The sequence below is a fragment of the Streptomyces sp. NPDC059456 genome, from assembly GCF_042750055.1.
Lineage (GTDB): Bacteria > Actinomycetota > Actinomycetes > Streptomycetales > Streptomycetaceae > Streptomyces.
Genome location: NZ_JBHYVA010000012.1, coordinates 1 through 16,906, shown reverse-complemented (window position 1 = coordinate 16,906; position 16,906 = coordinate 1). Strand labels below are relative to the sequence as shown.

Here is a 16,906-nt window from a genome sequence, read left to right as displayed (position 1 = left end):
CACGGATTCCCGAAATGGAGGGATCAGCAAACGGTCGACCCCGGTCATCGGGATGCGGTCCACACGCTTGATGACGACGCTCAGGCGCCTGGGACGACCTTGACGCCGGTGAGGGACCGGAAGGGCAGGCCCGATGCGAGGACCTGCTGGTCGCCGGTGGTCGGGTCCACTCGGAACAGAGTGGGGCCACCCGTGGCAGCCGTGTTGTCCGTGATCAGCAAACTGCCGTCGGCCTCGACGGCGATGGCGGCCGGGCTGTCGAAACTCCCTCCGGAGGACACGACGGTTTGTGCGCCGCTCAGCGGATCCACCTTGATCACACCGCCGCTGAAGCCGTCGAACGCGTTGGCGTCGACGACCAGGATGTTGCCCTCGTGGTCGACCGCCACGTCCGCGGGGCTGACGAGTGCGCCGCCCGAGGACACGACCGTGCGCGCACCGCTGGTCGGGTCGATCCGGACCACCCGCGCGGATGGGGGATCCGCGACCGGCCCGGCCTGCTCGACCACCACGATCGTGCCGTCGGCTGCCACGCACAGTCCGCCGGGGCGCAGCGGATCGATCATGCTGTCGCTCACCGACAGCACCGTCTGCTTCCCGGTGACGGGGTCGACTCGGATGATGGCACCCGGGCCCTTGGAAAAGAGGTCGGCCACGAGGATGCGGCCGTCGCCCTCCACCACGACGGCGCACGGTGCGACGAAGTTCCCCCCGTCCGCCACGACGCTCTGCGTCGTCGTTCCACCGGACCTGGACAGGCGCAACAGGGTGCCCGTGCCCGGATACTGACGGTCCTTGCTCACCAAGACCTTGCCGTCGGCTTCGACGGCGATTCCCGTGGCTCCCACGAGATCCCCGCCCAGAGCGAAGAAGCTCGAAAGACCTGTGCCCGGATCGACCATGTGTACGGCGCCCTGACAGCCGAAGGCCTCGGAATCGGACAGCAGGATGGTACCGGCAGGGATCTTGTTCGCGGCGCTCACGACGGCTCCTCGGAGAAGGGAGCAAGGGGTACCGCCCCACTCAACCCCAGGGCCGGCCACCGCCCGCCGAGCCCGGCCCGCGCCACGCCGCCCGGCCCGCGGTGATCCGCCGAACGCAGCAGGAAGCCGCCCGTTGGACGTGCGGCGGACCAGGTGTGGTCCAGGCTGTCGGCGAAGCCGGTGACGGCCGCGTTGACGAACGTCTCCCGTACGTATGTGCCCGGCCCGGCCGGGGCCGGTTCCGGCAGCGGCTGCATCCGCGGCTGCAGTCCCACGCGGGGTGCGCTCGCGCTGTCCGCCCAGAGGGACCCGGGCCGACCCGCCGGCCCGGAGGAGCGTGCGGCTCAGGACGGTCTCCGCCGGAGGGGCGGGCGCGCCGGCGACGCGGACGCGCCGGCGACGCGGACGCGGGCGGGGTCATCGGCGGTGCAGTGGCCGCGCAACACCGACGTGTCTCCGGGGGGATCGGCGTGCGGGAGCAGGGCGGCACACCGGGGGCCGCCGCCGACCCGTGTGAGCACCCTGGCCGCGGGGCCCGCTGGCGACCGGCCGGGCCGGGGCCGCGCGATGTCCGGATTCGATCCAGCTCGAAGGGCTTTGAGGGCGAGCCCGCCGGGCCGCGAAGCTGGTTCGCGTAGGGGGCGGAACCGTCCGCGTCGCCCCTGCGCGGCGCCGGACGGACTTCCGGCCGGCCCCCGCCGGTTCCCCACCACACCACGGACCAGGGAGAAGACCGCACCATGACGTTTCGCACCTCGCCCGCCGTCACCACCTCGCCGGCCGCCCGCGGGGCTCTCGGGCGCGCCGCTCTCGCTCTCGCCGCCGCCCTCTCGGCGACCGCCCTGCTCACCACACCGGCGCACGCCGGGGTCAGCGGTCAGTACGCGTTCAGGAACGCGGCCACCGGCAAGTGTCTGGACGTGCGCGCCGGTTCCAAGGACAACGGCGCGCTGCTCCAGCAGTTCAGTTGCAACGGCAAGGGCAACCAGACGTTCATCGTGAACTTCCAGGTCGACGACCCGACGTCGATGCTCTCCGCGCAGCATTCGTACAAGTGCATGATGTCGGCCGGTACGGCGCCGGGATCGCAGGTCGTCCAGCGCGACTGCGACAACCTGTCGAGCATGCGCTGGGAGTTCGTCGAACTGGGCGGCAGCTCGGTCACGATCAAGAACATGGCCAGCGGGCTGTGCCTGGACGACGGCGGGCAGCCGTCGGGCAGCCGCCGCGAGGTGCGCCAGACGGTCTGCACGGGAGCCGCGACCCAGGTCTGGAGCCGCTCCTGACGGACGGCGGGGCCCGGCGGTGCGGCCCCGGCAGCCGTTCCCGGCAGCCCGCATCGCCGGACCTGCCCCGGGGAGCGACCCTCCGGCGGACCCGGTCCGGGCGCCCGAGGACCATCCCGCAATGGCTTACGTCGCAGCTCTGTGAACGTCGATCATCGCGCCGACAACAAGCAGGAGCACCGGGAGGGCCAAGAGCAGGAAGGCCATGGCCCAGCCCGTTCTCGCCGTCGTCTTCTTCGCGACCTTCCTGCACAGCAGGATTGCGGGCCCGATGTAGAGGAGTCCACCACAGGAGAAGATGTAGAGAACGCCCATCAAGAAACTTCCTGTGGTAGGCGGATCGGAAGGGACTGACGGCTTGTCATGGCCAAAGCCAGGATAGGCGACCCCGACCGGTCGGACAGGCCCCAGCCGGCCCGGCCGTGCCCCGTTCCGTGACCGTGAGCTACGCCACGAGCTCCGCCGCCAGCTCCGCCGCGAGCAGTTCCTCGGCCTCCCGCGCCGTCCGCCACTGCTCGGCACGGACCCAGGCCCGCTTGAGGTGGAGATGGACGTCCGCCTCCCAGGTGAATCCCATCCCGCCGTACACCTGGAGGCAGTCCCGGGCATTGCGCACGGCGGCCTCGTCGGCCAGCGGCTTGGCCCCGGCCACCTCCGCCGGGTCCGCGGTCACGGCCGCCGCGTAGAGCGCCGTACGGGCCACCTCGGCCCGCACCAGCATCTGCGCGCACAGGTGCTTGACCGCCTGGAACGCCCCGATCGGCTGCCCGAACTGCTCGCGCTCGCGCGCGTACCGCACCGCCATCTCCACGGTCCGCGAGGCGCTCCCGGCCTGGAGGGCGGCCGTCAGCAGCGCTCCCTCGTCGCGGTACGCCTCCCCGCCGGCCGCCGGCGGGACCACCCGGTGCAGCGGGGTCAGCGGGTCCGCGGAGCGCACCGGCTCGCCCGCCGGGAGCGACGGCGCACCGAGCACCGCGTCCGCGTCCGCGAGGTGGGCCACCAGCGGCCCGCCGAGGTCGAACGCGGTGACCACCGCCGTGCCCTCCGCCGCTCCCGGGACCGTCCCGGCCGCCAGGTGCGTGGCGACCAGCGGCCCCGGCAGCAGCGCCCGCCCGGCCTCCTCGAAGACGAGGACCGCCTCGGGCAGTCCGAGCCCGACCCCGCCGTCCGCCTCCGGGAGCCGCAGCGCGAAGAACCCGGCCTCGCCGAGCCGGCGCCACAGCTCCCGGTCCAGCGCCCCGCCGGATTCCACCGAGGCCCGCAGCGCCTCGCGCCCGTACCGGCCCGCCAGCAGGTCCCGTACGCCGGCCCGCAGGTCGCGCTGCCCGTCCGTCAACCGGAAGTCCACGGCCCTCACCGGCCCTTCGGGAGGCCGAGTATCCGCTCGGCGACGATGTTCCGCTGGATCTGCGAGGTGCCCGCCGCGATCGTGTACGAGAGGGACGAGAGCCGGTCCGACACCCACTCCCCCTCCAGCGCCAGGCAGTCCGCGCCCAGCACCTCGGCGGCGGTGTCGTACAGCTCCTGCCGGGCGTGCGAGTAGGCGAGCTTGAAGACGGAGCCGCCGACCCCGGGGACCCCGCCGGAGGCCTCGGCCTCGCTGACGTTCCACTGGGTGAGCCGCCACAGGGCGCCGAACTCCCCGTACAGCCGCCCGAGGCGGCGCCGGAGCACCGGATCGTCCCAGCGGCCGTTCGCCCGTGCCGTGCGCGCGAGCGCGCGCAGGGTGCGGCGGCAGGCCACGACCTCGCCGACGAAGGCCGTCCCCCGCTCGAAGGAGAGGGTGACCATGGTGACGCGCCAGCCGTCGTTCTCGTCCCCGACCCGGTCCCGGGCGGGCACCCGGACCTCGTCGAGGAACACCTCGGCGAACTCGGTCGATCCGGCGAGCGTGCGCAGCGGCCGTACGGTCACCCCGGGCGCGTCCATCGGCATGGCCAGCCAGGAGATCCCCCGGTGCTTGGGCACGGCCTCGCTGACGGGCTCCGTGCGCACGAGGAGTTCGCACCAGTCGGCGACCTCCGCGTGCGAGGTCCAGATCTTCGAGCCGGTGACCACGTAGTCGTCGCCGTCGCGCACGGCGCGCGTGCGCAGCGCCGCCAGGTCGGAGCCCGCGTCGGGCTCGCTGAAGCCCTGGCACCACACCTCGTCCCCGCGCAGGACGGGCGGCAGCCAGCGCGCCCGCTGCTCCGCGGTGCCCTCGGCGGCGATGGTCGGGCCGGCGTGCAGCAGTCCGACGAAGTTGGCGCCGACGTACGGGGCGCCGGCCCGCTCGGTCTCCTCCAGGAAGATCAGGTGCTGGGTGGGGGTGGCGCCGCGGCCGCCCGCGTCCACGGGCCAGTGCAGGCCGGCGTACCCGGCGTCGTACAGCCTGCGCTGCCAGCCGGCGTCGTACGCGCGCCGGCCCGGCCAGTCGTCGGGGGACGGCTTGGCGGGCAGCTCGGGCAGGGTCTTGCCGAGCCATGCGCGCAGCCGGGCCCGGAACTCCTGCTCCTCCTCGGTGGGCGTCAGGTCCATCAGCGGCTCTTGCGGTCCTGGTCGAGGGACAGGCCGAGCATGCGGATGGCGTTGCCGCGCATCAGCTTGTAGACCGTCTCCTCGTCGAGGCCCTTCACATGGTCGAGGGCGACCTCCTTGGTGTGCGGGAAGGTCGAGTCCACGTGCGGGTAGTCGGTCTCGAAGGTGGCGTTGTCGCGGCCGACCACGTCGAGCGAGGCGATGCCGTGCTTGTCGCGGAAGAAGCAGCAGAACATCTGGCGGTAGTAGTACGTGGACGGCGGCTCGGGGACCAGGCCGCGCACCCCGCCCCAGGCCCGGTGCTCCTGCCAGACGTCGTCGGCGCGTTCGAGGGCGTACGGGATCCAGCCCATCTGGCCCTCGCTGTAGGCCAGCTTCAGCGTCGGGAACCTGACCAGCACGCCGCTGAACAGGAAGTCCATCATCGAGGCCATGGCGTTGTTGAAGCTGAGCGAGGCCTGCACGGCGGGCGGCGCGTCGGGGGAGGCGGCGGGCATCTGGGAGCTGGACCCGATGTGCATGTTGACGACGGTCCCGGTCTCCTGGCAGACGGCGAAGAAGGGGTCCCAGTAGCCGGAGTGGATCGAGGGCAGGCCCAGGTGGGTGGGGATCTCGGAGAAGGTCACGGCGCGCACCCCGCGGGCGGCGTTGCGCCGGACCTCGGCAACGGCGAGGTCGATGTCCCACAGAGGGATGATGCAGAGGGGGATGAGCCGGCCGCCGCTGTCGCCGCACCACTCCTCGACCATCCAGTCGTTGTAGGCGCGGACGCAGGCGAGGGCCACTTCCTTGTCGTGGGCCTCGGCGAAGGTCTGGCCGCAGAAGCGCGGGAAGGTCGGGAAGCAGAGCGAGGCCTCGACGTGGTTGAGGTCCATGTCGGCGAGCCGCGCCTTGGGGTCCCAGCAGCCGCGGCGCATCTCCTCTCGGGTGATGCCTTCGAGGGTCATGTCGTCGCGGTCGAATCCGACGGCGGCGATGTTGCGCTTGTACGGGAACTTCAGGTCCTCGTAGATCCACCAGTCGGTGGGCGGGCCGTCCGGATCCATCGAGATCACGTACTTGCCGCCGGTGTACTGGAGCTCGCCGATGCCCGCGGTGAGCGGCCTGGGCCCGCGGTCGCGGTACTTGGCCGGCAGCCAGACGTCGAAGAGGTGCGCGGGTTCGATGACGTGGTCGTCGACGCTGATGATCCGAGGCAGTTCCATGGTGTCCCCTCGCCGCAAGCCGAATGAATCTGATGGATCGTCAGAAACAAGCTAGCTCCGCCACCCCTGGACCGACAAGCGCCGGAGCCCTACGCTCTCCGCTTGATCTGACGTACCGTCAGCCAAGGGGAGGCCTGGGATGTCGGGCAGCGACACGGACAGCACGGACGGCCTGCGGTCGACGGCGGGCGCCAGGGCCACCGCGGAACGGCTCGGCCGGTCCCGCACCCTGTGGGAACTGATCGTCCGGCGGGCCGCACTGACCCCCGGCGCACCGGTGCTCATCGAGGCGGCCGACGACCCCGCCGACGACCGCACCCTCACCTTCGCCGAGCTCCGCGACCGCTCCGAACGCGTCGCCGCGGGCCTGCACGGCATGGGCGTACGCCCCGGCACGGTCGTCGCCTGGCAACTGCCCACCCGCATCGAGACGGTCCTGCTCTCCGTCGCCCTGGCGCGGATCGGAGCCGTCCAGACCCCGGTGATCCCCTTCTACCGGGACCGCGAGGTGGGCTTCGCCCTGCGCGAGTCGAAGGCGGAGTTCTTCGCCGTCCCGGGCGTCTGGCGGGGCTTCGACCACACGGCCATGGCCGAGCGGCTCGGCGCGCGCGGCGTCTTCCGCGTCCACGAGGCGGGCGACCTCCCGGACGGGGACCCGGCCGTCCTCCCGCCACCGCCGCGCGACGGGGTGTCCGTACGGTGGATCTACTGGACCTCCGGCACCACCTCGGACCCCAAGGGCGTCCTGCACACCGACCGCTCGCTGATCGCGGGCGGCGCCTGCCTGGCCCACGCCCTGCGGCTGAGCCCGGCCGACGTCGGCTCGATGGCCTTCCCCTTCGCGCACATCGCCGGTCCCGACTACACGGTGATGCTGCTGCTCTACGGGTTCCCGGCGGTGCTGTTCGAGAAGTTCGCCATGCCCGGCGCGCTGGACGGGTACCGGCGCCACGGGGTCACGGTCGCGGGCGGCTCCACGGCGTTCTACTCGATGTTCCTCACGGAGCAGCGCAAGGACCCGTCCGCCCGGCTGATCCCCAGCCTCCGCCTCCTGGCGGGCGGCGGCGCCCCGAAGCCACCGGAGATCTACCACGCCGTCGTCCGCGAACTGGGCTGCCAGCTCACCCACGGCTACGGCATGACCGAGGTCCCGATGATCACCATGGGCGCCCCGGACGACACGGCCGAGAACCTGGCGACGACGGAGGGCCGCCCCCCGGCGGGCATGTCGATCCGCATCACGACACCGGACGGCACGCCCCTGCCCCCGGACACCGACGGGGAGGTCCGGCTGCGCGGCGAGGCGGTCTGCCAGGGCTACCTCGACCGCGACCAGAACCGGGACGTGTTCGACGCCGACGGCTACCTGATCACGGGCGACCTCGGGCACCTCACGAAGGACGGGTACCTGGTCCTGACGGGCCGCAGCAAGGACGTCATCATCCGCAAGGGGGAGAACGTCTCCGCGAAGGAGATCGAGGACCTGCTCCACCGGCTCCCCGCGATAGCCGACGTGGCCGTCATCGGCCTCCCCGACCCGGAGCGCGGCGAACGCGTCTGCGCGGTCGTCGAACAGCCCCCGGGCGCGGCCCCGCTGACCCTGGCGGAGGTGACCTCGCACCTGCGCGCGGAAGGCCTGTCCCCGCACAAGCTCCCCGAACAACTGGAGCTGGTCGACGCGCTCCCCCGCAACGACGCCCTGCGCAAGGTCCTGAAGTACAAACTCCGCGAACGCTTCGCGTAGACCGCCGGCCCCCGCGCCGGTGAGGTTGAACGGTCTCCCGTTGAACGGTCTCCCGTTGAACGGTCTCCCGTTGAACGGTGTCCGGTTGAACGGTCTCCCGTTGAAGGGACAACCTCCTTGTGCCGACGGGCCGGAGAAGACTCCCCGGTAGCCTCGCCACCCCCGGGGCCCGGGGAGTAGCGTCGTAGGTGAGACATCTCCCGTGACCACGGCCGAGCCGGCGGATCTTGGGGGCGCGGGAGAGCGACACCCTCCCGACGACCAAGGAGTCACAGTGTCCGGGGAACTGCTCTTCTACCGAGCGGACGACGGCGTCATCGCCACCGCCCGGATCGACACCAACGGCAGCTTCACCGAGCTGGCCGAAGGACAGCTGAGTCCCGAGTGGACCCACACCAACGCAATGGGCCGCGAACTGCTCTTCTACAGGAGCGACACCGGCGTCGTCGCCACCGGCCGGCTGGGGACCGACGGGATCTTCACCGGCCTCGCCGAAGGCAAGCTCGGTGACGGCTGGACCCACATCACCACTGTGGACCGCGAACTGCTCTTCTACCGGGCCGACAACGGCGTCATCGCCACCGGCCGGATCGACACCAACGGCAGCTTCACCGAGCTGGCGGAAGGACAGCTCAGCGACGGCTGGACCCACGTCAACGCCATCGGCCGCGAGCTCCAGTTCTACCGCGCCGACACCGGCGTCATCGCCACCGGCCGGGTCGACAGCAGCGGCGGCTTCACCGGACTCGCGGAAGGGAAGCTCGGCACGGGCTGGGACCTGATCACCAGCGTGGTCTGACCGGCCGGCGCGGCGGATCCGCCGTGCGGCGGGGCGGGCGGCCGCACGGCGGTCCGGGGAACGGGGGTTAAGCGTCCGGGGCCTCGACGCCGCAGTAGGCCGAGAACGCCGACAGGATCTCGTTCTCCGAGATGCGGCCGTCGCCGTCCCCGTCGAGGGCCGTCGCCACCTGGCCGGCCAGTTCGGCCGGAGTGCCCAGGACGCGCAGGACGCGGGTCGCCGCCGCCGGGGTCGCGCCGCCGCCGTCCTCGTCGGCCACCGCGATCACCGCGCGCAGGAACGGCCGCGCGATCTCCGCGAACCGCTCCGGGTTGTCCCGCAGCCGCTTCGCCGCACCGGTGATGTACTCCTCGCGGGTCACCCGCTGGTCCCCGTCGACGTCCGCGATCCCGGCCATCCCCTGCCAGAACGCCTCCGCGCCCGCGAAGACGGCCTGGCCCCTGTCGGACCGCGCGGTGGTGCCGAATTCCGCCAGCACCGCCTTCGCGGCCGCGCTGAAGTCCTCGCGATCGATGTACCCGTTCCCGTCCTGGTCGAAGGTGGCGAATCGGGCGGCGATCTTGCGCTCGTATTCTGCGCTGTCCATATTCGTGGTTCCGCCTTCACATGTGCGGTGGGGTGCTGTTCAAGACAAGGCAGGAGCGTAAGGCCTACGTGGCCTGCCCGTTAAGCGAAGTCGTCAAGCAGGTGGCCGCATCGAACCCGCGCACGGGGAGCGCGGCGGGGCGCGTACACCTGTGCCCACGTGCCACGTCCCGTCCCACGGTTCACGGCGCGCATCGCACCTATCACGCAGGGCACTCTCCCAGAGGCGGGTTCCCGCAAAAGGGGCGCGAACCCGCCTGTGCCCATTACATTCGATGCGTCGACACACGGCTGGGGGCAGTTATGCCGAAGGACGTACCACCGCGCTGGGACCGCCGCATGCAGCAGCGCCTCGCCCGCGGCGAGGCAGCCGCGCTCGGAGAGCTGTACGACCGGTTCGCCTCGCTCGTGCACGGCCTGGCACACCGGGTCCTCGGCGACGAGAAGGCGGCGGACCGGATCACCCGCGAAGTGTTCGGCTACATCTGGGAGAACCCCGACGCCTACGACCCCAAGCAGGGCTCCCTGCGCTCCTGGGTCGCCCGGATCGCCCAGAGCCAGGCCGTGGCCCGGCTGCGCCAGGCCGAACGGGGCCGCGGCTCGCGCGAGGAGCTCGAACAGAAGGTGCGCAGCGCCAGCGCCGCCGCCCGCGCCGACTACATCGTCACGTCCATGCCCGCGCCGCTGCGCGCCGCCCTGGAACTCGCGTACTTCAAGCGGCGCGACTACCGGCAGGCCGCCGCCGACCTCCAGATCAGCGAGGACGAGGCCCGGCGCCGGCTGCGCCTGGGCCTCCAGCTGCTGTCGACCGCCAACGTCCTCCCGCAGGAGGGCGCCGCTCCGCCCGGATATGGAACACCCCGATGAACGGCCCCGCCGACCCGACCGACGACGGATTCGAGGAGCAGCGCCCCGAGGGTCCGCCGCGCATACCGGGTCCGCGCGGGGCCGCAGACGACCTCGATCCACGGCACGCCCCGGATCCGCTGCCCGGGCCGTCGCCGCAGCCTCCGTCCGGGGCACTGCCCCAGGCGCCGTCCGAGCCGCAGCCGCCGCGGACCCATGCCGTGCTCAAGTCCCTGCTCGGCGCATGGGCGCTCGCGGCGTGCTCCGCCGAGGAGACGCAGGCGGTGGAGGACCACCTCACCGAGTGCGCACCCTGCGCCGAGGAGGCGCTGCGGCTGCGTGACGCGGTGGGGCTGCTGCACCCCGAGGAGAGCCTGGACCTCAAGCCGCTGCTGCGGTCACGGGTGCTGGAGGACTGCCTCGGCAAGCGGCCGGCCCGCATCCCGGTCCCGCCGTGGGCGACCCCGTACGACACGGAGACCGCGCGCCTCGACGCGCTGCTGCGGGACTTCGGCGACTTGGAGTGGCAGACCCCGGTCCGGCTGAAGTGGTTCGAGGAGGAGCGGCGCCGGACGCGCCGGACGACGGTGGCCGGGGTGATCGGGCACCTGCTCACGGTGGACGGGCTGATCGCGACGGCCCTGGGCCTGGACGACCCGCTGGGCCCGGAGGCGCCGGCCGGCGCGACGGACCGCACCGAGCACTACTGGAGCTCCGCCGCGCAGCCCCTCACCCGGCAGATCCGCGAGCCGTGGCGTGAGCAGGGGCACACGCTGCTGCGGACGGTGTCGTTCGCGGGACGGGGCGTCGGCGAACTGGCGGTGGACTACGGGTCCTTCGCCCTGCCGCTCGGGGACGCGTTCCTGGAGCGGGCCTTCGAGTGCTGGGTGCACGCCTGGGACATCGCGGAGGCGGTGGACTACCCGTACGACCCACCGTCCGGACCGCACCTGAACCAGATGATCGACCTGGCGGCACGGCTGCTGCCGAGCGCCCTCGCGCACCGGCGGCGGGCCGGACTCGCGGCTCCGGCGCGCGGCCTCGTCGCCGCGGGCGCTCCCGGCCGGACCCTGCACCTGGAGATCGAGGGCGCGGGCGGCGGCAGCTGGGAGATCGCCCTGGACTCCCCGGCGGCGAAGCCGTCCGCGGAGCACACGGTGGCGCGGATCGCGCTGGACGGCGCCGAGTTCTGCCAGCTGGCCGCGGGCCACATCTCCCCGGAGGAAGCCGCGGTGGGCCAGCACGGCGACCGCGAAGCCATCCGCGACGTCCTCTTCGCGGCGGCCTCCCTGAGCCGGCTCTAGGCGCGGGCTCGGCCCCGGCCCGGCCCGGGCACCGCGGGGGCCGGGGCGGAGCCTCGGGTCACGCGAAGACGACCGTGCGGGTGCCGTTCAGGAGCACGCGGTGCTCGCTGTGCCACTTCACCGCCCGAGCCAGCGCCTGGCACTCCACGTCGCGGCCGATCGCCACCAGCTGGTCGGGCGTCACCTCGTGGCCCACGCGCTCGACCTCCTGCTCGATGATCGGGCCCTCGTCCAGGTCGGCCGTCACGTAGTGCGCGGTGGCACCGATCAGCTTCACACCGCGCGCGTGCGCCTGGTGGTAGGGCTTCGCGCCCTTGAAGCTCGGCAGGAAGGAGTGGTGGATGTTGATGATCCGCCCGCTCAGCTCCTTGCACAGGGTGTCCGACAGCACCTGCATGTACCGGGCCAGGACCACGAGCTCCACGTTCTCGTCCCGCACCAGCGCCAGCAGCTGCGCCTCGGCGTCCGCCTTCGTCTCCTTCGTCACCGGGATGTGGTGGAAGGGGACGTCGTACGAGCGGACCAGCTCGGCGAAGTCGGTGTGGTTCGAGACCACGGCCGCGATGTCGACCGGCAGCGCGCCGATGCTCGTGCGGAACAGCAGGTCGTTCAGGCAGTGGCCGAACTTCGACACCATCAGGACGATCCGCATCCGGTCGTCGGAGCGGTGCAGCTGCCAGTCCATCCGGAACGAGTCGCCGATCGCGGCGAAGCTGGCCCGCAGCTTGTCCAGCGTCACCGGGGCGTCGGCCGAGAAGTGGACCCGCATGAAGAACAGGCCGGTGTCGTGGTCGCCGAACTGCCGGCTGTCCTCGATGTTGCACCCGGTCATGAACAGGTAACTGGACACGGCATGCACGATGCCCTGCTTGTCCGGGCATGACAGGGTCAGTACGTACTGCTGGGGGGCCTGGGCCTGCGGGTCGTCGCTCATGACCCCACAGCCTTTCACACCGCGCGGGTGAGGATCCTCAGCACTTCCAGCGACGAAGGCGCAGCGTCCGGTTCGTCCCCGTCCGCGGTGGCCATGCGCACGTGCGCCTCGCGTGCGGCGCGCACCGCCTCGGGCCAGGCGTGGTGTTCCAGGTAGGCGGAGACGGGGGCGTCGGGCCCGACCTGGTGCAGGATCCGCAGCACCCGCAGCACGGCGAGGTCCACGAGCGCGGCCTCCTGCGCGTCGCGGAAGATCGTGCCGACGTACTTGTCCGCGGACCAGCTGTCGAGCCAGGTGTCCTCGACGAGGCGGTACACGGCGTCGGTGACGTCCCCGTACCCCTCGACGCCGGCGAGCCAGGTCTCCTCGTGGAAGACCGGGTCGGAGAGCATGTGGAGCGCGGAGCGCACGTTGCTGCGCCAGCGCCACCACGGCATGTCGTTCAGGGGCATGCCGCCCATGGTGGAGGAGCGGCCGCCGCGACGGGAAGGGTTCTTCGAACCTTGGGCGAATGTCACGCTTGCGATCGTACGTTCACGGATCGGGCGATCTTGAAGCACCTGTGCGCACCCGCTCCCCGGTAATTCACCGTCACGTCACCCTTTGTTGTGTCCATCTCACTCTCCAGTTACCCGCGGGGCGGAAGTGTGCGTGGACATGACCGAATGGCGACGCACGGCTTCCTTCTGGCGCACCCTGGCGGCAACGACGACGGGCGCCTGTCTCGTCGCCGGATGCGGGGCGCTCCCCGGAGGCCCGGGGGGCTCCGGGGACACCATCACGGTCATGACCTTCGCGCCGCAGGACACCAGCGCAACCAACATGCCCGGAATGCCCGGCATGGCCAAGGCGTATGAGGCCTGGATCAACGCCAAGGGTGGGATCAACGGGCACAAACTGCGCGTACTGACCTGTAACGAGAAGAACACCCCGAACGGCGCCGCCGACTGCGCCCGCAAGGCCATCAACGAGAAGGCCGTCGCGGTCGTCGGCTCGTACAGCCAGCACGGACGCGCCTTCATGGCCCCGCTGGAGGCCGAGGGCATCCCCTTCATCGGCGGGTACGGAGTCTCCTCCGAGGAGTTCCAGAGCACCCTCTCCTACCCCGTCAACGGCGGCCAGCCCGTGCTCCTCGCCGGGGCCGGCCACCAGCTGGGCCGGGCCTGCAGCCAGGTCGCCATCGTCCGCCCGGACACCCTCGCGGGCGACTCCATGCCGATCCTGCTCAACGCCGGCCTGAAGGCCAACAAGATGGGCGACGCCAGCGACATCCGCGCCGCCGAGGACTCCGCCGACTACATCCCGCAGGCCCGCGAGGCACTGGCGGACTCCTCCGGCACCAAGGACCGCGGCTGCGTCACGGCCGTGCTCGGCGAGCGCACGGAAACCTTCTTCGACGCCTTCCGCCGCGAGGACACCAAGCGCAGGAACCCGCAGATCTCCTCCGTCCTCGGCAGCGTGAGCCAGGCCGTCGTCGACCGCACCGGCGGCAAGGAGAGCCCCTTCGAGGGGGCGTACGTCACCAGCTGGTACCCGGTGTCGACCGACCCCCTGTGGGAGCCGATGCGGAAGGTGATCTCCGACTACGCCTTCGGCAACGACGCCGTCGACCCGGACGACAGCGGGACGCAGACCACCTGGATCGCGTACACGGTCCTCAGCGAGACCCTGAAGCGGTTCAAGTCCGGCGAGGACATCACGGCGCGCACGGTGGCGCGCAAGCTGAACCAGGAGGAGCCCGTCAAGACCGGCGGGCTGACCCCGGACCTGAGCTGGCGCTACAAGGACATGCGCGCCGTCGCCGGCTTCCCGCGCATGGTGAACGGACGGGTCACCTTCCAGGTCGTCCAGACGGGCCGGCTCGTCGCCCAGCAGGGCGAGCAGTCCATGGACATGACCCAGACCCTGGAGCAGGCGCCCGCCGCGGCGTAGCCACGGGCGCACCGCTCCGGGCTCCGGGCTCCGGGCTGGCTACAGCTGGGACTTGTCCCGCTTCGTCAGGCCGTACTTGGCCGCGATCGCGTTCCACAGGCCCGCGGCGGACTCCTTCGCCCGGGTCGCCTCACCGCTCGCCTTGTTGCCGTTGGCGGCGTTGCCGGTGTTCTTGGCCTGCCCGTCCTTGCAGCCCTTCTTGTCGTCGGCGGTCTCGTCCGCCCAGGCCGCGTAGTTGTTGTCGGCGGACGCGGAGGACTGCCAGGCCTTGGTGAGCGCCGCGGCCAGCTTCGCGTTGTCGGGGAGCTTGTCCATCTTGGTGTCCTGGAGCCGGGTGACGAGCTCGTCGCGCTGGCGGGCGGCGTCGCGCAGGTCGTTCGCCGCCTGGCCGAGGTTGCGGCAGCCCTTGATGTCGTCGACCGCGCGGATCACCGCGGCGCGGCTGTCGTTGCTGTCCGCGAGGAGCTTGTCCAGCTGGACGGCCTGGGACCGGGCCGGATCCACGGGCGCCTCGTCGCCCGCCGGCACCGAGTTCCCGGCGCTGGGCGTCGCGGCCGCCGCCGTGGGGTCGTTGTTCTGCTTCTTGCCGTCGCTGAGCAGTGCGCCGACGCCGAGCCCGACGACGGCCAGGCCGATGACGACGGCGGCGATCACGCCGGCCGGCACGCGCCGGGACGTCTCCGGCGGGGGCGCGGGCGGCGCGTACTGCGGGTGCTGCCCGAACTGCTGGGGTTGCTGCGGTTGCTGCGGTTGCTGCGGCGGCCCGGCCCGGGGCGGTACGGGGCGCTGCCCGCGCGGCGGATAGCCCCGCGGCGGCGGCTGCCGCAGCACCGGCTCCTGGACGGGGGGCAGCTGGCGCGTCTGCCCGTCGTCGGCCCCCTCCCCGCGGAACAGGGCGTCGAACCCGTCGGGGCCGGGCACGGGCGGGATGTACTGGGTGGCCGCCTCGTGCGGCGCCGGAGCCGCGGGCACGGGCGGGATGTACTGCGTCGCCCCCTCGTCCGCCCCGGGCCCCGCCGGGACGGGCGCGATGTACTGCGTGGCCGCCTCGTGCGGCGCGGGCCCCGCCGGAACGGGCGGGATGTACTGCGTCGCCCCCTCAGCCGCCCCGGGCCCCGCCGGGACGGGCGCGATGTACTGCGTGACCGCCTCGGGCAGCGGCGGGTACCCGTACCCGTGCGGCTGCCCCGGCCCCTCGTAGCCCGGCCCCACGACATGGCCGGGCACCGCCTGCCCCGGGGCGGGCGGCTGCTGCGGGGGCTGCGGGTACGCCGGGTCCGGGACCCACGGCGCACCGGCCTGCGGGGCGGCGTGCCGGCCGCTCCCCTGTCCGCTCTCCGTCACCGGGACTCCTTCACCGACTTTTCCGATACTCCGAACTACGGAACCGTCGGCTCACGCTACCCGGTCACCCCGCCCCCGTCAGGCCCACCCGCCCCGCCGCCCCCGGGCCGCCTACGCCACCACCTCCAGGCGGGCGGAGAATTCCCGGGCCGCCGGCTCGTCGCGGTACGGGGCGAGCCGGGTGCGGAAGTCCTCCAGGTACTCCGCGCCACGGGTCGAGCGCAGCCCCGACAGCAGGTCCGCCGCCTTCGCGGCGCTCTGGCAGGCCTGCTCCACCTCCCGCTGCTGGACCTGCGCGGCCGCCAGCAGCAGCAGCCCGATCGCCCGGCGCCGCTCCTTGCCCGCCGGGAGGCCGCGCAAGGCTTCCTGCGCCTGCCGGGCCGCCGCATCCGCCTGGCCCAGGTCCCGGTGGCAGTGCGCCAGCTCGTCCGCGAGGTACGCCGCGTCGAAGTGGCGGATCCACACCGGGTCGTCGCCGGACTCCGGTTCCGCCCGCTCCAGCGCGGTCACCGCCCGCGAGGACAGCACCGCCGTCGCCCGGGTGTCGCCCAGCAGGGCGTGCCCGCGCGCCTCGGCGGCGTAGAACATGGCCTCGACCCGCGGTGTGACCTGCCCGCGGGTCCCCTCCTGCGCGGCCCGCGCGAGCTGCGCGATCTCCCGCGGATTGCCCAGTTCCGCCGCGAGGTGGCTCATGGACGCCGCGAGGACGTAGCCCCCGTAGGCCCGGTCCCCCGCCGCCTGCGCCAGCCGCAGCGCCTGGATGTAGTACCGCTGCGCCAGGCCCGGCTGCCCCGTGTCGACCGCCATGTAGCCGGCCAGTTCCGTCAGCCGGGCCACCGCCGCGAACAGCGCGCGGCCCACCGGCTCCCGGTACGAGCCGCCGATCAGCCCGGACACCACGGAGTTGAGGTAGTGCACGACGACGGGCCGCACGTGCCCGCTGCCGAAGCGGTGGTCGAGGTCCTTGAGGGCTTCGGTGGTCGCCCGTACCGCCTCCACGTCCGGCATGCCCACGCGCGAGCCGCCGCTGCGCGCGACCTGCGCGTCGGCCCCGGTGATCAGCCAGTCACGGCTCGGTTCGACGAGCGCCGAGGCGGCCACGCTCGACCCGGACAGGAAGTCGCGGCGGCCGACGTCGCTCCGCCACAGCTCGCTGACCTGCTCGATGGCGCCGATGACGGTCGGCGAGAACTGGAGGCCGATGCCGGACGCGAGGTTCTTGCCGTTGGCCATGCCGATCTCGTCGATGGTGACGGTCCGGCCGAGTTTGCGCCCCAGCGCCTCGGCGATGATGCCGGGTGCCCGGCCGCGCGGCGGCGGGGCGCGCCACCCCCCGGCCCCCGGGGGGTTTTGGGAGACGGGAAAGAAGCCCTGGTGGGGCCCCCCCCAGTTGAGGCGCGCGGGCGCGCCCGCGGGCTGGCACACCC

The 16,906-nt window shown here is 72.6% G+C and carries 17 protein-coding genes; 6 read left to right on the top strand and 11 right to left on the bottom strand.

Features of this window, described 5'->3' with window-relative positions; translation table 11 throughout:
- Window positions 1-80: 80 nt before the first annotated feature.
- Together ACFXA3_RS02590 and ACFXA3_RS02585 are read right to left on the bottom strand one after the other, a co-directional pair.
- Complete coding sequence (locus tag ACFXA3_RS02590) at window positions 81-983, bottom strand: hypothetical protein (RefSeq protein WP_385180839.1); 903 nt, start codon at window positions 981-983, stop codon at window positions 81-83.
- On the bottom strand, window positions 980-1,258 hold the full coding sequence (locus ACFXA3_RS02585) for a hypothetical protein (protein WP_385180836.1): 279 nt from the start codon (window positions 1,256-1,258) through the stop codon (window positions 980-982). The genes ACFXA3_RS02590 and ACFXA3_RS02585 overlap by 4 nt, the downstream gene beginning before the upstream one ends.
- A 465-nt stretch (window positions 1,259-1,723) precedes the next feature.
- Here ACFXA3_RS02585 and ACFXA3_RS02580 point away from each other — a divergent pair, with 465 nt between their 5' ends.
- On the top strand, window positions 1,724-2,269 hold the full coding sequence (locus ACFXA3_RS02580) for an RICIN domain-containing protein (protein WP_385180833.1): 546 nt from the start codon (window positions 1,724-1,726) through the stop codon (window positions 2,267-2,269).
- Between the two features lie 126 nt (window positions 2,270-2,395).
- Here the strand turns inward: ACFXA3_RS02580 and ACFXA3_RS02575 are convergent, their stop codons facing one another.
- The 4 genes from ACFXA3_RS02575 to ACFXA3_RS02560 all read right to left on the bottom strand — a co-directional run bounded on the left by ACFXA3_RS02575 (window position 2,396) and on the right by ACFXA3_RS02560 (window position 5,991).
- A complete protein-coding gene (locus ACFXA3_RS02575; RefSeq protein ID WP_385180830.1) occupies window positions 2,396-2,584 on the bottom strand; it encodes a hypothetical protein in 189 nt (62 codons plus the stop codon).
- A 130-nt stretch (window positions 2,585-2,714) separates the two neighbouring features.
- Window positions 2,715-3,617, bottom strand: coding sequence for an acyl-CoA dehydrogenase family protein (locus ACFXA3_RS02570; protein ID WP_385180827.1), 903 nt, complete (start codon window positions 3,615-3,617; stop codon window positions 2,715-2,717).
- 5 nt (window positions 3,618-3,622) lie between these two features.
- Window positions 3,623-4,786 (bottom strand): acyl-CoA dehydrogenase family protein, encoded by a 1,164-nt coding sequence (locus ACFXA3_RS02565; protein ID WP_385180825.1) that lies wholly within the window; start codon window positions 4,784-4,786, stop codon window positions 3,623-3,625.
- Window positions 4,786-5,991: an amidohydrolase family protein gene (locus tag ACFXA3_RS02560; protein WP_385180822.1), complete on the bottom strand. Its 1,206-nt coding sequence runs from the start codon at window positions 5,989-5,991 to the stop codon at window positions 4,786-4,788. The genes ACFXA3_RS02565 and ACFXA3_RS02560 overlap by 1 nt, the downstream gene beginning before the upstream one ends.
- A gap of 139 nt (window positions 5,992-6,130) precedes the next feature.
- Between ACFXA3_RS02560 and ACFXA3_RS02555 the strand changes: the two genes are divergently transcribed.
- A complete protein-coding gene (locus ACFXA3_RS02555; protein ID WP_385180819.1) occupies window positions 6,131-7,735 on the top strand; it encodes a class I adenylate-forming enzyme family protein in 1,605 nt (534 codons plus the stop codon).
- Between the two features lie 274 nt (window positions 7,736-8,009).
- Window positions 8,010-8,534 carry a hypothetical protein gene (locus ACFXA3_RS02550; protein WP_385180817.1) on the top strand — a complete coding sequence of 175 codons (525 nt, stop codon included), beginning with the start codon at window positions 8,010-8,012 and terminating at the stop codon, window positions 8,532-8,534.
- Between the two features lie 67 nt (window positions 8,535-8,601).
- Here the strand turns inward: ACFXA3_RS02550 and ACFXA3_RS02545 are convergent, their stop codons facing one another.
- Entirely contained in the window at window positions 8,602-9,120 is a 519-nt protein-coding gene (locus tag ACFXA3_RS02545) for an EF-hand domain-containing protein (RefSeq protein ID WP_385180814.1), read from the bottom strand.
- 302 nt (window positions 9,121-9,422) lie between these two features.
- On the opposite strand from ACFXA3_RS02545, the gene ACFXA3_RS02540 reads away from it, so the two are divergent.
- Entirely contained in the window at window positions 9,423-9,986 is a 564-nt protein-coding gene (locus tag ACFXA3_RS02540) for a sigma-70 family RNA polymerase sigma factor (RefSeq protein ID WP_054223986.1), read from the top strand.
- Window positions 9,983-11,269, top strand: coding sequence for a zf-HC2 domain-containing protein (locus tag ACFXA3_RS02535; RefSeq protein ID WP_385180811.1), 1,287 nt, complete (start codon window positions 9,983-9,985; stop codon window positions 11,267-11,269). The genes ACFXA3_RS02540 and ACFXA3_RS02535 overlap by 4 nt, the downstream gene beginning before the upstream one ends.
- A gap of 58 nt (window positions 11,270-11,327) precedes the next feature.
- On the opposite strand, the gene purU is transcribed toward ACFXA3_RS02535, so the two are convergent.
- Window positions 11,328-12,203: a formyltetrahydrofolate deformylase gene (gene purU / locus ACFXA3_RS02530; protein ID WP_385180809.1), complete on the bottom strand. Its 876-nt coding sequence runs from the start codon at window positions 12,201-12,203 to the stop codon at window positions 11,328-11,330.
- Between the two features lie 14 nt (window positions 12,204-12,217).
- Window positions 12,218-12,664, bottom strand: coding sequence for a hypothetical protein (locus ACFXA3_RS02525; protein ID WP_385180886.1), 447 nt, complete (start codon window positions 12,662-12,664; stop codon window positions 12,218-12,220).
- A gap of 196 nt (window positions 12,665-12,860) precedes the next feature.
- Between ACFXA3_RS02525 and ACFXA3_RS02520 the strand changes: the two genes are divergently transcribed.
- Complete coding sequence (locus ACFXA3_RS02520) at window positions 12,861-14,135, top strand: ABC transporter substrate-binding protein (protein ID WP_385180806.1); 1,275 nt, start codon at window positions 12,861-12,863, stop codon at window positions 14,133-14,135.
- Between the two features lie 39 nt (window positions 14,136-14,174).
- Here ACFXA3_RS02520 and ACFXA3_RS02515 read toward each other — a convergent pair whose 3' ends face one another.
- Window positions 14,175-15,479: a hypothetical protein gene (locus ACFXA3_RS02515; protein WP_385180804.1), complete on the bottom strand. Its 1,305-nt coding sequence runs from the start codon at window positions 15,477-15,479 to the stop codon at window positions 14,175-14,177.
- 111 nt (window positions 15,480-15,590) lie between these two features.
- Window positions 15,591-16,904 carry a transcriptional regulator gene (locus ACFXA3_RS02510; protein WP_385180801.1) on the bottom strand — a complete coding sequence of 438 codons (1,314 nt, stop codon included), beginning with the start codon at window positions 16,902-16,904 and terminating at the stop codon, window positions 15,591-15,593.
- Window positions 16,905-16,906: the final 2 nt, after the last annotated feature.

Coding starts and splice junctions, on each gene's coding strand:
- ACFXA3_RS02565 (WP_385180825.1), bottom strand. CDS start 4,786: ATGGACCTGACGCCCACCGAGGAGGAGCAGGAGTTCCGGGCCCGGCTG.
- ACFXA3_RS02580 (WP_385180833.1), top strand. CDS start 1,724: ATGACGTTTCGCACCTCGCCCGCCGTCACCACCTCGCCGGCCGCCCGC.
- ACFXA3_RS02575 (WP_385180830.1), bottom strand. CDS start 2,584: ATGGGCGTTCTCTACATCTTCTCCTGTGGTGGACTCCTCTACATCGGG.
- ACFXA3_RS02525 (WP_385180886.1), bottom strand. CDS start 12,664: ATGGGCGGCATGCCCCTGAACGACATGCCGTGGTGGCGCTGGCGCAGC.
- ACFXA3_RS02545 (WP_385180814.1), bottom strand. CDS start 9,120: ATGGACAGCGCAGAATACGAGCGCAAGATCGCCGCCCGATTCGCCACC.
- ACFXA3_RS02540 (WP_054223986.1), top strand. CDS start 9,423: ATGCCGAAGGACGTACCACCGCGCTGGGACCGCCGCATGCAGCAGCGC.
- purU (WP_385180809.1), bottom strand. CDS start 12,203: ATGAGCGACGACCCGCAGGCCCAGGCCCCCCAGCAGTACGTACTGACC.
- ACFXA3_RS02555 (WP_385180819.1), top strand. CDS start 6,131: ATGTCGGGCAGCGACACGGACAGCACGGACGGCCTGCGGTCGACGGCG.
- ACFXA3_RS02520 (WP_385180806.1), top strand. CDS start 12,861: ATGACCGAATGGCGACGCACGGCTTCCTTCTGGCGCACCCTGGCGGCA.
- ACFXA3_RS02560 (WP_385180822.1), bottom strand. CDS start 5,991: ATGGAACTGCCTCGGATCATCAGCGTCGACGACCACGTCATCGAACCC.
- ACFXA3_RS02535 (WP_385180811.1), top strand. CDS start 9,983: ATGAACGGCCCCGCCGACCCGACCGACGACGGATTCGAGGAGCAGCGC.